This is a genomic window from Streptomyces sp. M2CJ-2, from assembly GCF_016757295.1.
Lineage (GTDB): Bacteria > Actinomycetota > Actinomycetes > Streptomycetales > Streptomycetaceae > Streptomyces.
Window position 1 is genome coordinate 87770 of record NZ_JAESIF010000023.1, and the last position, 12922, is coordinate 100691.

The 12922-nt window shown below is 73.1% G+C and carries 12 protein-coding genes; 8 read left to right on the forward strand and 4 right to left on the reverse strand.

Annotated elements, in window-relative coordinates:
• Positions 1-40: 40 nt before the first annotated feature.
• The 6 genes from JL475_RS19285 (at position 41) to JL475_RS19310 (ending at position 6468) form a co-directional block, all read left to right on the forward strand.
• Entirely contained in the window at positions 41-844 is an 804-nt protein-coding gene (locus JL475_RS19285) for a crotonase/enoyl-CoA hydratase family protein (RefSeq protein ID WP_202279021.1), read from the forward strand.
• 96 nt (positions 845-940) lie between these two features.
• Complete coding sequence (locus tag JL475_RS19290; RefSeq protein ID WP_016828288.1) at positions 941-2134, forward strand: acetyl-CoA C-acyltransferase; 1194 nt, start codon at positions 941-943, stop codon at positions 2132-2134.
• A gap of 42 nt (positions 2135-2176) precedes the next feature.
• Positions 2177-2938 carry a 3-hydroxyacyl-CoA dehydrogenase gene (locus JL475_RS19295; protein WP_202279023.1) on the forward strand — a complete coding sequence of 254 codons (762 nt, stop codon included), beginning with the start codon at positions 2177-2179 and terminating at the stop codon, positions 2936-2938.
• Positions 2939-3053: 115 nt separating this feature from the next.
• The gene (locus JL475_RS19300) at positions 3054-4106 is read left to right on the forward strand and encodes an LLM class F420-dependent oxidoreductase (RefSeq protein WP_202279025.1); all 1053 of its coding nucleotides are present in this window, start codon (positions 3054-3056) and stop codon (positions 4104-4106) included.
• A 66-nt stretch (positions 4107-4172) separates the two neighbouring features.
• On the forward strand, positions 4173-5276 hold the full coding sequence (locus JL475_RS19305) for a CaiB/BaiF CoA-transferase family protein (protein ID WP_202279041.1): 1104 nt from the start codon (positions 4173-4175) through the stop codon (positions 5274-5276).
• A gap of 37 nt (positions 5277-5313) precedes the next feature.
• Complete coding sequence (locus JL475_RS19310; RefSeq protein WP_202279027.1) at positions 5314-6468, forward strand: acyl-CoA dehydrogenase family protein; 1155 nt, start codon at positions 5314-5316, stop codon at positions 6466-6468.
• A 260-nt stretch (positions 6469-6728) separates the two neighbouring features.
• Here JL475_RS19310 and JL475_RS19315 read toward each other — a convergent pair whose 3' ends face one another.
• From JL475_RS19315 to JL475_RS19325, 3 genes are all read right to left on the reverse strand, one after another.
• Positions 6729-8234 carry an acetyl-CoA acetyltransferase gene (locus tag JL475_RS19315; RefSeq protein WP_202279029.1) on the reverse strand — a complete coding sequence of 502 codons (1506 nt, stop codon included), beginning with the start codon at positions 8232-8234 and terminating at the stop codon, positions 6729-6731.
• Positions 8231-9268, reverse strand: a complete 1038-nt coding sequence (locus JL475_RS19320) for an LLM class F420-dependent oxidoreductase (RefSeq protein ID WP_202279031.1) — start codon at positions 9266-9268, stop codon at positions 8231-8233. The genes JL475_RS19315 and JL475_RS19320 overlap by 4 nt, the downstream gene beginning before the upstream one ends.
• A gap of 75 nt (positions 9269-9343) precedes the next feature.
• The gene (locus JL475_RS19325; RefSeq protein ID WP_109383192.1) at positions 9344-10156 is read right to left on the reverse strand and encodes an enoyl-CoA hydratase/isomerase family protein; all 813 of its coding nucleotides are present in this window, start codon (positions 10154-10156) and stop codon (positions 9344-9346) included.
• A 445-nt stretch (positions 10157-10601) separates the two neighbouring features.
• On the opposite strand from JL475_RS19325, the gene JL475_RS19330 reads away from it, so the two are divergent.
• Both JL475_RS19330 and JL475_RS19335 read left to right on the forward strand, forming a co-directional pair.
• Positions 10602-11039 (forward strand): Zn-ribbon domain-containing OB-fold protein, encoded by a 438-nt coding sequence (locus JL475_RS19330; protein WP_016828296.1) that lies wholly within the window; start codon positions 10602-10604, stop codon positions 11037-11039.
• Entirely contained in the window at positions 11036-12202 is a 1167-nt protein-coding gene (locus JL475_RS19335; protein WP_202279033.1) for a transporter, read from the forward strand. Before JL475_RS19330 ends, JL475_RS19335 begins: the two co-directional genes overlap by 4 nt.
• Positions 12203-12264: 62 nt before the next feature.
• On the opposite strand, the gene JL475_RS19340 is transcribed toward JL475_RS19335, so the two are convergent.
• Positions 12265-12828, reverse strand: a complete 564-nt coding sequence (locus JL475_RS19340) for a lipocalin-like domain-containing protein (protein ID WP_016828298.1) — start codon at positions 12826-12828, stop codon at positions 12265-12267.
• Between the last annotated feature and the right edge of the window lie 94 nt (positions 12829-12922).

Sequence of the window (12922 nt, forward strand, 5' to 3'; positions counted from 1 at the left end):
CGACCGGCCCCACCCGTACACCACAGGAGACAGGACACCCATGAGCAACTCGAAGGAGACGGCCGCGGCGGCCGCGACGCTGGAGCGGCGCGGCCACGTGGGCATCATCACCCTGAACCGGCCGCAGGCCATGAACGCGGTGAACGCCGCCCTCTCCGCCGCCGTCGGCGCGGCACTGGAGGAGATCGCCGCCGACCCCGAACTGCGCGTCGGCGTGATCACGGGCGCGGGCCGGGCGTTCTGCGCGGGCGCCGACCTGAAGGAACTCGCCGCCGGGCGGCCGGTGTCGGCCGAGGGCCACGAGGAGTGGGGCTTCGCCGGACTGGTGCAGCACCCGATCGACAAGCCCCTGATCGCCGCCGTCAACGGTTTCGCGCTGGGCGGCGGCACCGAGATCGTCCTCGCCTGCGACCTCGTGGTCGCAGCCGAGGAAGCACGACTGGGCCTCCCGGAGGTCAAGCGCGGCCTCATGGCGGCCGCCGGCGGCGTGTTCCGCATGCCCCGGCAGGTCCCGGCCAAGGTCGCCGCCGAACTCCTCTTCACCGGCGAGCCGATGACCGCGCAGACCGCTCTCGAATGGGGACTGGTCAACCGCGTCGTCCCCGGTGACTACGTTCTGGCGAGCGCGCTGGAACTGGCCGAGTCCATCGCCGCCAACGCGCCCCTCTCCGTGCAGAGCAGCAAGCGGCTCCTGCGCGAGAGCTACGCCTACGGCTCGGACCTGGACCCGCAGCTGTGGACGCTCAACAACAAGGAGATGGGTGCCCTGATGGCGAGCGAGGACGCCAAGGAAGGCCCGCGCGCCTTCGCCGAGAAGCGCGCACCCCGCTGGACCGGCCGCTGACCTACGGCCCTTGGCCACCCCGGACGCCCGCACAGCGACCCCGCGGGCGTCCGCACCCCACCCCCGTCCGCACGTCTCCCAGGAAAAGGAAGTCCCATGAACGACGCCGTGATCGTGGATGTGATCCGTACCCCCTCGGGCAAGGGCAAGCCCGGCGGGCAGCTGTCGGGCATCCACCCGGCCGACCTCCTCTCCCGGGTGCTGCGCGCCCTGGTGGAGCGCAACGACCTCGACCCCGCACTGATCGACGACGTCATCGCCGGCTGCGTCTCCCAGTCGGGCCAGCAGACGATGAACATCGCCCGCAACGCGATCCTCGGCGCGGGCCTGCCCGAGTCCGTCCCCGGCACCACCATCGACCGCCAGTGCGGCTCCAGCCAGCAGGCCGCGCACTTCGCCGCGCAGGGCGTCATGTCGGGCGCCTACGACATCGCCATCGCCTGCGGCGTGGAGTCGATGAGCCGGGTGCCGATGTTCAGCAGCTCGCAGGGCCAGGACCCGGCCGGCCCCGCGGTCGCCGCCCGCTACCCCGAGGGCCTGGTCAACCAGGGCATCTCCGCGGAGCTCATCGCCGCCCGCTGGAAGCTGGACCGCGACGCCCTGGACTCCTTCTCCGCCCGCTCGCACGCCCGGGCCGCCGCCGCTGCCGCCTCCGGCGCCTTCGACAGCGAGATCCTGCCGATCACCGTCACCGACGCCGACGGCACCGAGCGCACCCTGACCACCGACGAGACCGTGCGCGCCACGACCACCGTCGAGGGACTGGGCGGCCTCAAGCCCTCGTTCCGCGACGAGGCCATGGGCGCGCGCTTCCCGGAGATCGACTGGTCCATCACCCCGGGCAACTCCTCCCCGCTGACCGACGGCGCCTCCGCCGCCCTGATCATGAGCGCGGCCAAGGCCGAGGCGCTGGGGCTGCGTCCCCGGGCCCGCTTCCACTCCTTCTCGGTGACCGGCTCCGACCCGCTGCTCATGCTCACCGGCGTCATCCCCGCCACCGAGAAGGTCCTGGCCCGCGCCGGCCTCGGCATCGACGACATCGACGCCTACGAGGTCAACGAGGCGTTCGCCCCGGTCCCCATGGTCTGGCAGCAGGAACTGGGCGCCGACCCCGAGCGCCTGAACCCGCGCGGCGGCGCCATCGCCCTGGGCCACCCGCTGGGAGGCTCCGGCACCCGCCTGCTGACCACCCTGCTCAACCACCTCGAGGCCACCGGCGGCCGCTACGGCCTGCAGACCATGTGCGAGGGCGGCGGCATGGCCAACGCCACCGTCATCGAGCGCCTCTGACCCTCCCCCTTTCACCCACCTCGTAAGAAGAAGGGAACAGCCGTGGACATCAACGGCAGCGTCGCCCTGGTCACCGGCGGAGCCTCGGGCCTGGGCCTGGCCACCGTCGAGAAGCTGGTCGCCTCCGGAGCCAAGGTCGTCATCGTCGACCTGCCCTCCTCGCCCGGCAAGGAAGTCGCGGAAAGGCTCGGCGACGACGTCGCCTTCGCCCCCGCCGACGTCACCAGCGAGCAGGACATCACCGCCGCGCTGGACGTCGCCCAGGAACTGGGCACCCTGCGGGTGGCCGTCAACTGCGCCGGCATCGGCAACGCGATCAGGACCGTCGGCAAGCAGGGGGCCTTCCCGCTGGCCGACTTCACCAAGGTCCTCCAGGTCAACCTGATCGGCACGTTCAACGTGATCCGCCTGGCCGCCGAGCGCATCAGCCGCGCCGAGGAGATCGACGGCGAGCGCGGCGTCATCGTCAACACCGCCTCCGTCGCCGCCTTCGACGGCCAGATCGGCCAGGCCGCCTACTCCGCCTCCAAGGGCGGCGTCGTCGGGCTCACCCTGCCCGTCGCCCGCGACCTCGCCTCGCTGAAGATCCGCGTGGTCACCATCGCGCCCGGCCTGTTCGAGACGCCGATCCTGTCCGGACTGAGCGACGACGCCAAGGCCTCGCTCGGCGAGCAGATCCCGCACCCCGCCCGCCTCGGCAACCCCGTCGAGTACGCGGCGCTGGCCGCGCACATCGTGGAGAACCCGATGCTCAACGGCGAGACCATCCGCCTGGACGGCGCCATCCGGATGGGTCCGCGCTGACCTCCCGTCCCCCTGGCGTCCACGGGTCCGCACCTGCGTCGCGGACCCGTGGGCGCCGTCCCCGCCCGGCACCGCCGGCGCACCCACCCGGCTCCCCACGGAAGGGAACCCCGTCATGCGCATCGGCATGAAACTGGACTACAGCGGCGGCTTCGTCGAGGCCGTCGAGGAACTGCGCGACCTGGAGCGCGTGGGGCTGGACGTCGTCTACGTCGCGGAGGCGTACAGCTTCGACGCCGTCAGCCAGCTCGGCTACATCGCCGCCAAGACCGAACGGCTGCGGATCGCCTCCGGCATCCTGCCGATCTACTCCCGCACCCCCACGCTGATGGCCATGACGGCCGCCGGACTCGACTACGTCTCCGGCGGGCGCTTCACCCTCGGCCTGGGCGCCTCCGGCCCGCAGGTCATCGAGGGCTTCCACGGCCTGCCCTACCAGGCACCGCTCGGCCGCACCCGCGAACTGGTCGAGATCTGCCGCAAGGTCTGGCGCCGCGAGGCCGTCGTCCACGAGGGCAAGCACTACCGCATCCCGCTGCCCGCGGAGCAGGGCACCGGTCTCGGCAAGCCGCTCAAGCTGATCAACCACCCGCTGCGCGCCCGCATCCCGGTGATGCTCGCCGCCATCGGCCCCAAGAACGTGTCGCTGGCCGCCGAGATCGCCGAGGAGTGGGAGCCGATCTTCTTCCACCCCGGCAAGGCGGCCGAGGTCTTCGGCCCCGCGCTGGACGAGGGCCGGGCCCGACGCGACCCGGAACTGGGCGAGTTGGGAATCAGCATCGGCGTCCCCGCCGCCGTCGGCACCGACACCGAACAGGCGCTGCACGCGGTCCGCGCCCAACTCGCCCTCTACATCGGCGGGATGGGTGCCAAGGGCAAGAACTTCTACAACGACCTGGCCTGCCGCTACGGCTACGAGGAGGAAGCCGGACGTACCCAGGACCTTTACCTGGCCGGGCGCAAGGAGGAGGCAGCCGCGGTGCTGCCCGAGGAACTGGTGCGCGCCCTGTGCCTGGTGGGCACGGAGGACGAGGTCGCCGAGCGGCTCGCCGGCTATGCCGCGGCCGGCGTCACCACCCTGTCCCTGCAGCCGGTGGGCCCCGACGCGGGCGACCGGGCCGCGCGCATCGCGCTCGTCGAGCGGGTCGCCGCACTCGCCGCCGGCTGACCGGCTCCCCCCGCACGTAACGTCGACAAGCCCGCCCCGCACGCCGCGGGGCTCGAGGAGGACATGATGCCCGGACCTTTGGACGGCCTGCGGGTGGTGGAGTTGGGGGGTATCGGGCCGGGTCCGCACGCGGCGATGCTGCTCGCGGACCTGGGTGCGGACGTGGTGCGGGTGGAGCGCCCGAGCGGGGGTCTGCGCACGGTGCCCGAGGGCGCGGCGGACTGGCTGCTGCGGGGCAGGCGTTCGGTGGCGGCCGACCTGAAGGACCCGGCGGGTCTGGAGGTGGTGCGGGCGCTGGTGGAGCGGGCCGACGTGCTGGTGGAGTGTTTCCGTCCGCAGGTGGCCGAGCGTCTCGGGATCGGGCCGGAGGCGTTCGTGGAGCGCAATCCCGGTCTGATCTACGCCCGGATGACCGGGTGGGGGCAGGACGGGCCGTGGGCGCAGCGGGCCGGGCACGACATCAACTACCTGTCGGTGACCGGTGTCCTGCACGCCATCGGCACCTCCGGCGCCCGCCCCACCGCCCCCCTCAACCTGTTGGGCGACTTCGGTGGCGGTTCCCTCTACCTGGTGATGGGCATCCTGGCGGCCCTGCACGAGCGGCACCGTTCGGGCACCGGCCAGGTCGTGGACGCCGCGATCGTGGACGGCACCACCTCGCTGGCCCAGATGATCTGGGCGTTCCGCGGCACCGGCGTGTGGGACGACACCCCCGCCCACAACCTCCTCGACTCCGGCGCCCCCTTCTACGACACCTACGCCTGCGCCGACGGCCGGCACGTAGCCGTCGGCGCCCTGGAACCCCAGTTCTACGCCCGTCTGCTGCAAGGGCTGGGTCTGGAGGCGGCCGACCTGCCCGATCCCCAGGACCGGGCGGGCTGGCCCCGACTGCGCGAGACGTTCACCCGTGTCTTCGCCACCCGCACCCGCGACCAGTGGGCCGAGGCCTTCGCCGACACCGACGCCTGCGTCACCCCCGTGCTGACCTTCGCCGAAGCCACCACCCACCCCCACCTCACCGCCCGCACCACCCACATCACCCCCGACGGCATCCCCCAGGCCGCCCCCGCACCCCGCTTCTCCCGCACCACCCCCACCCCACCCACCACCCCACCCACCCCCGGCGCCGACACCCACGCCGTACTCACCGACTGGGGCATCACCCCATGACGCCGGACGCACCCGCACCACGCCCCGAGGAGCCACGATGAGACGAGGCCTGTACACCGCCGACCACGAGGAGTTCCGCGAGGTCGTCGCCGAGTTCGTCCGAAGGGAGGTCGCCCCGAACCTGGAGCGCTGGGACGAGCAGCGTCTCATCGACCGGGACGTCTGGCTCGCCGCGGGCGAACAGGGCCTGCTCGGCCTCGCCGCACCCGAGGAGCACGGCGGGGCCGCCCTGAGCGACTACCGCTACCGCAACGTCGTCCAGGAGGAACTGGCCAAGGTCTTCGCCTCCTCGCTGGCGTCCGGCTTCTCCCTCCAGGACGACATCGCCATCCCGTACCTCACCTCGCTCGGCACCGAGGAGCAGAAGAAGCGCTGGCTGCCCGGGATGGCCGCCGGCAAGCTCATCGGCGCCATCGCGATGACCGAGCCGGGCACCGGCAGCGACCTGCGCGGCATCAAGACCTCCGGCACCCGCGTGGACGGCGGCTGGCTGGTCAACGGCAGCAAGACCTTCATCACCAACGGCATCCAGTCCGACGTGGTCATCGTCGTGGTGCGCACCGACCCGGAGGGCGGCTCGCAGGGCTTCAGCCTGCTGGTGGTCGAGCGCGACATGCCCGGCTTCACCCGCGGCCGCAAGCTCGCCAAGGTCGGCCTGCACGCACAGGACACCGCCGAGCTGTTCTTCGACGACGTGTTCGTCCCGGACTCCCACGTGCTGGGCACCGTCGGCGGCGGCTTCGGCCAGCTGGTCTCGCACCTGCCGCTGGAGCGCCTGTCGATCGCCGCGCACGCCCTCGCGCTCGCCGACGCGGTCCTCGCCGACACCATCGAATACACCCAGCAGCGCGTCGCCTTCGGACAGCCCATCGCGGACTTCCAGAACACCCGCTTCGAACTGGCCGAGCTGAGCACCGAACTCGACGTCACCCGGGCCTTCGTGGACCGGGCCGTCCTGGCCCACGGCGAGGACGACCTCACCGTGGTCGACGCCGCCAAGGCCAAGTGGTGGGCCACCGAGGTGCAGAACCGGGTCGTCGACCGCTGTCTGCAACTGCACGGCGGCTACGGCTACATGCTGGAGTACCCGGTGGCGCGCGCCTTCCAGGACTCCCGCATCCAGAAGATCTTCGGTGGGACCAACGAGATCATGAAGCAGATCATCGGTCGGGACCTCATCGGCCGCAAGTGACCCGCCCGAACCCCTCGGTGCCCGCGCCACGCCCCTCGGGCGGCGCGGGCACCGGTGCGTGACGACGGCGTGCGACGACGACGCGTCCCGTCCCGGTGCGGGGTCGGTTCCGCACCGGTGCGTGACGTCGTCGCACACGTACGACCGGGCCCTCGCGCACGCGCGACCGCGGGAACGGACGACGCCCCGGTCGGTTCCGCCCTCTCCTCTTGCCTTGGAGGGGTGCGGAACCGACCGGGGCGTCCTGCACGCGGACCGGCTCAGGGACCGGCTGCGTCCTCGGCGTCCGCCAGCCGGGCGGTGCCGTCCAGGGCCACCCGCACCGGGACGCCGGCCAGCTCCCGTCCGGTCATCTCGGCCAGGTCGTCCGCCTCCTGGCACACCGCCAGGGTCCGTCCGCCCTGCGGGGTGCGCACGCTCAGGAACGCCCGCTCGGGGCGGCCCTCCCGGTCATGGAGCACCGTCCACGCCTCCAGCGCACCGGTGCCCTCCCACTGCACCAGCGCCCGGGTGCGCGGCTCGCGGTCCACCTCCGCCTGCACGTTCTGCGCCCGGAAACCGGCCTGCGGCGGCCGCGTCCCGTACACGCCCATCGCGTGCTTGGTCAGGTAGCCGCCGTTCGCGGTCACCAGTCCCACCGCCCCCGGCGCGTCCCGCAGCCGGGCGGCCATGGTGGCGATGGAGTGGCTGACGTAGTTGTTCCAGGGGCCGCCGGCGAAGGTCAGCCCCCCGGTCACGGTCAGCGGACGGGAGGCGTCGTCCAGCGCCAGCCCCAGTTCCCGGGCCGCGATCTGCACCGCGGAGGGGAAACACGAGTAGACGTCGACCAGATCCACGGAGCCGGCGTCCGTGCCCGCCAGTTCCAGCGCCCGTCGCCCGGAGATCCGGATCGCCGGGGAGCGGTGCAGCTCCCCGCGCGCGCCCAGTTCGAGGGTGTCGTTCGCCTCCGCGCCGGACTGCGGGAAGATCCAGCGGTCGGACGGCACCCCGTGACGGCGGGCGGTCTCCACGGAGCACAGCAGCAGCGCCGCCCCCTGCTCCACCATGTTGTTGGAGTTCATCAGCTTCGGGTAGGGCCAGGCGATCCAGCGGTTGTCCGGCGAGGGCGTCAGGATCTCCTCCGCCGTGTGCGCCCGCCGGATCCAGGCGTGCGGGTTGTCCGCGGCCACCCGGCTGAAGTCCGCCCACAGCCGTGCGCCGACCCGCAGTTGCTCCTCGACGGTGCGGCCCGCGTCGATCCGGTGCGCCTGCTCGAACAGCGGGTACACCCAGGACGGCGGCTCCAGCCCGATCCGCTTCTCGCCCTGGCCCAGCAGCGGACCGGAGCCGCCCAGCAGCGGTGCGGCCGGCACCGTCTCGTCCTGCACGGTCCAGGCGGGGCGCTCGCCCCGGGCCCGCAGCCGCATCCGGGTCCGCCACGTCTCCGCCCCGCCGATCAGCACGACGTCGGCGCGTCCGGCGGCGATGTCCGACGCGGCACCGCTCAGCAGCGCCTGTGGGTTGTTGCCGCCGTCGGCGGTGTACGCGGTGTCCCGGGGGGAGGCACCGACCCGCTCCGCGAGCAGGGCGCCGGGGTCGCGGTAGCGCCAGGACAGCATGCGCACCAGGCGGACGGCGTCCAGCGACTTCAGCAGCGAGGTGCCGCCCGAGTCGCGCTCGGCCTCGCGGGCCGCCGCGGCCAGCAGGTCGACCGGTTCGAGGGCGTCGTCCCGCTGGTTGAGCTGCCCGGTGCCGACCAGGACGGGGGTACGGGGATCGAGGTTCATCCGCGCACCGCCTCCAGGATGCGCCCGCGCGCCTCTGACCGGGGCCAGCCGGCCAGGATCATCGTGGTGACACAGGTGGGACGCCACGCGCGGGCGATCTCCTCGCAGATCTTGTCGACCGGTCCCACCAGTGCCACGTCCTCCACCATCGCCGTCGGTACGGCCTCCACCGCTGCCTCCTTGCGTCCCGCCAGATACAGGTCCTGAATCTCCGCGCACACCTCGCCCCAGCCCATCCGGGCGAAGACCTCGGTGTGGAAGTTGGCGCCCTTGGCGCCCATCCCGCCCGCGTACAACGCGATCATCGGTTTGATCCTCCTCGCCGCGACCTCGACGTCGTCGTGCTCGACGATCGGGCAGACCGCGGCGACCTCGAAGTCCTCCGGTCCGCGCCGGGCACCGGGGCGGGTGAACCCCTCGTGCAACGCGTCCCGGTAGAACGCGTCGCTCCGGGGCGAGAACCACAGCGGGATCCAGCCGTCGGCGATCTCCGCCGCCAGCGCCACGTTCTTGGGACCCTCCGCTCCCAGCAGCACCGGGATGTCGGGCCGCAGCGGGTGGACCGTGGACCGCAGCGGCTTGCCCAGCCCGGTGCCGCCCGGATGCGGCAGCCGGTAGTGGCGGCCCTCGTAGGTCACGGGCTCACGGCGCTCCCAGACGCTGCGCAGGATCTCCACGTACTCCCGGGTGCGCTCCAACGGCCGCGGGTAGGGCTGCCCGTACCAGCCCTCGACGACCTGGGGTCCGGAGGCGCCCAGGCCTAGCACCACCCGGCCCCCGCTGAGGTGGTCCAGGGTCAGTGCCGCCATCGCCGTCGCGGTCGGGGTGCGGGCCGAGATCTGGGCCACCGAGGTGCCCAGCCGGATCCGCGAGGTCCGCGCCCCCCACCAGGCCAGGGGGGTGAAGGCGTCGGAGCCGTAGGCCTCGGCGGTCCAGAAGCTGTCCACGCCCAGCGCCTCGGCCTCGTGCAGGCGCTGCTCGACCTTCGCCGGTGGGCCGGAGCCCCAGTAGCCGGCCTGGAATCCGACCTTCATGCGCGTGCCTCCGCGGTGTGCGGGAGCGACCGGGGGCGGCCGGCGCGCTCCGTGTCGGGTGCGTCCACGCGGGCCTCAGCGGTTGCGGTAGACGGGCGGGCGCTTCTCCAGGAACGCCTCGACCGCCTCCTGGTGGTCCTCGGTCATCGTGCTCAGGATCTGGGTGCGGTTCTCCAGCTGGACGGCCGAACGGAAGCTCGGGTTCTCCAGGTTGGCCCACAGCACGCTCTTGGTCATCCACACCCCGAACGGGCTGTTCTCGGCGATCGCCGACGCCCGGTCCAGCGCCGCCTCCAGCAGTTCCTCGTCCGGGACCACGGTCGACACCAGGCCGATGCGCTCGGCCTCGGCGGCGTCCAGGGTGCCGCCGGTGAGCAGCAGTTCGGAGGCGCGCGAGAAGCCGATCAGACGCGGCAGCAGCCAGCTGACCCCGATGTCGCCGCCGCCCAGGCCGCGCTTGATGAACGAGGCGTGGAAGGCGGCCGAGGAGGCCATCACCCGGATGTCGCAGAACAGGGACAGGGCCATGCCGCCTCCGGCCGCGGCCCCGTTGACGGCGGCGATGATCGGCGCGCGCACCCGGCGGAAGGCCTCGCCCAGGTCGACGATGTGCTCCTGCACCCGCAGACCGGCCTGCGGGCGTCCCTCGTCCGGCACCGCGCCGGGCGCGTCGCCGTAGCCGCGGAAGTCGAAGCCGGCGCAGAATGCCCGGCCCGCCCCGGTGAGCACCACGGCCCGCACCCGCGAGTCGTCCCGGACACGGTCGAGCACCTCGTGCAGCCCCTGGATGAGCTCGGAGGTCATGGCGTTGAGTTTGTCCGGCCGGTTCAGCCGCACGAGCAGGATGCCCGGACGGGGCTCCTCCGTCTCGATCACTGTGCTGGTCATCGGTGCTCCTTGGTCCCGTCACGATGAGATCGGCCCGGCCCGCCGAGGCTGCCGCGGTCGTCGGCACGGCGGCAGGAAGGGTCGTCGAATTAACCTAATAGCATAAGATTCAACAGGCAAGGGTTGCGCTGGTGTCACGGTTCAGTGCATGCGCTTGTCGTGGATAACCAGAAGGCTTTAGGTTGGTGTGGGAGAGTGGGCCGCCGAGGACCACCGGGCCCGCCGGGCCCGCGCGGACTCCGTGCCGCACGCACCCCCCGCACGCACCCGGGCCCCGGACCCGCCGACGACCACCCCGGACCGGACCGGCGCCGCCCCGTGGGCGCGGGCCCGCCGGTTCGGACCCGCACCGCGCCCGGCCCGGCCGCGGGGGCCCGACGGCCCCCGCGCGACCGCCCGACATCGAGGACCCGCCCCACCGCACGACGGAGGAAGGCCGACACCCGTGAAACTCTCCGAGGCACCCACCGCCGGACCGATCACCCCGGACCCCGACGGCCCTGACCGCCCCTACTGGGACGGACTGCGCCGGGGCGAACTGCGCATCCCCCGCTGCCGGGACTGCGGCCGCCACGTCTGGGCCCCGCAACGCATCTGCCCCGGCTGCCGAGGCGCCGCGTTCGACTGGCCGGTCGTCGCCCCGACCGCCACCGTCTTCTCCTGGACCCGCACCTGGCACCCCTTCCTGCCCGAACTCGCCGACCACGTCCCCTACACCGTGGTCCTGGCCCGACTCGACGAGGTCCCCTCGGTACGCCTGCTGGGCATGCTCGTCGACGACGAGAGCACCCTGCGGATCGGAGCCGCCCTGCACGGCGTGATCCAGCCCGCGGGCCCGCTCACCCATGACACCCCCGTCCTGCGCTGGAGGCTCTCGGCATGACGTTCCCACTGCGCGGCGCGACGGCCGTGGTCGGCATCGGGGAGACCCCGTACCACAAGCGCGGCAAGGCGCCGCTGGACGAGGACGGCCTGCGGTTGCAGGCCATCGTCGAGGCCTGCGAGGACGCGGGCGTGGACCCGGCCGACGTCGACGGCTTCTCCACCTACGGCCACGACGCCGACGCCACCGCGCTCGCCCCCGCACTCGGCACCCGCCGCCTGCGCTGGGCCTCCCAGGTGGCCGGCGGCGGAGGCGGCGGCCTGGGCGCCGCGCTCCTCCAGGGCGCCACCGCCCTGGCCATGGGACAGGCCCGGTACGTGATCGTCTACCGTGCCCTGGCCCAGCAGCAGAGCGGACGACTGTCCGCCGCCGTCTCCAGCTACTTCTTCGACGAGCACTACCGCGCGCACGGACTGGTCTCGCCCGCCCAGGTCTGCGCCCTGCGCACCCAGCGCATGATCGAGCACGACGGCGTCCCGGCCGAGGCGCTGCGGGCGTTCGCCCAGGCCTGCTACGTCCACGCCGGGCGCAACCCGCTGGCCGCCGGACGGGACGTACGGCTGACCGACGAGACCTACCTGTCCTCGCGCATGATCTCCGAGCCGCTGCGGCTGTTCGACTCCTCCCGGGAGAACGACGGCGCCGGGGCCGTGCTGCTCACCACCGCCGAACGCGCCCGGGACCTGCGGCAGACCCCCGCCTACGTCCTGTCCGGGGCCCAGGGCGCGGGGGAGGACTGGGGCGAGCTGCACGAGAACGACCGTGACTACTCCTCGGCCGGCCTCGCCCCGCTGGCCGACGAGCTCTGGGCGGACGCGGGCATCCGCCCCGAACAGGTCGACGTCGCCCAGATCTACGAGAACTTCACCGGCCCCGCCGTCGCCGTCATGCTCGACCTGGGACTGGTGACCAGGGAGAACATCGGGGAGCTGCTCACCGTCGAGAACCTCACCGCCCCCGGCGGCCGCCTCCCGGTCAACACCGCCGGCGGCAACATCGCGGGCGGGTTCGTGCACGGCATCGGTCTGGCAGCCGAGGCCGTCCGGCAACTGCGCGGCACCTCCTCCAACCAGGTCCCCGGGGCCCGCATCTCGCTGCTCACCGGCGGCCCCGCGGCCCCCCTGGTCAGCGCCGTGGTGCTGGGCGGCGAGGACACCCTCTGATTCGTGGGGGCGGAGGTCACCGGGCGCGCCCGACCGTCAGGGTCGGGCGCGCCCGGTGGCGTTCACGCGGGGTGATCCGGTCGGACGGGGTCGCGGGACCACTCCAGCCGGTCCGTCGTGGTGCCGCCCGTGCGGGTGGGACGCGGTTCGGTGTGCAGCACGAGCCGCGGACCTTCCCACGAGATCCGCCGGGTCAGGACGTCACCGACGTGTTCGACGTACAGCGACATCTCCACGTGGTGCAGGACCAGGTCGCCGCGGAGCGTGTACCGGCCCGCGTAGCCGACGAAGCCCAGGGCGGCCGCGCCCCGCTGCTCGTCGGTGGCCCGGGTGAAGGAGAGGCCGTCGGGCCAGGGACGGTCGCGACGCATCAGCAGCGCGCTCATCCGCCCGTCGGGCCGGTACTCCAGCCGTCCCAGCGGCCCCGGCCCCAGCGGGTGCCCGACGACCTGTCCGTCGACCAGCCGGGTGTGGTCGACCAGGTTCCAGCCGCCGAGCAGCGAGGCGGCGAGGCCCTGGGCGGTGTGCTCGTCGGGGGCGTTCTCCTCGGGAGCCGGTGCCGAGGGGGAGGGGACGCGGGTGTCGGGCGGCGTCCGCCCGTCGGGGGTGTGTGCGGCAGGTGGCATGACGGTCCGATCGTTCGGCGGGTCTTCAAAGTTGAGCGGTGCGGAGGTGTCCGCGGGCTCGGCGGGTGGTGACGCAGTGTGTCCGTAGTCGTTG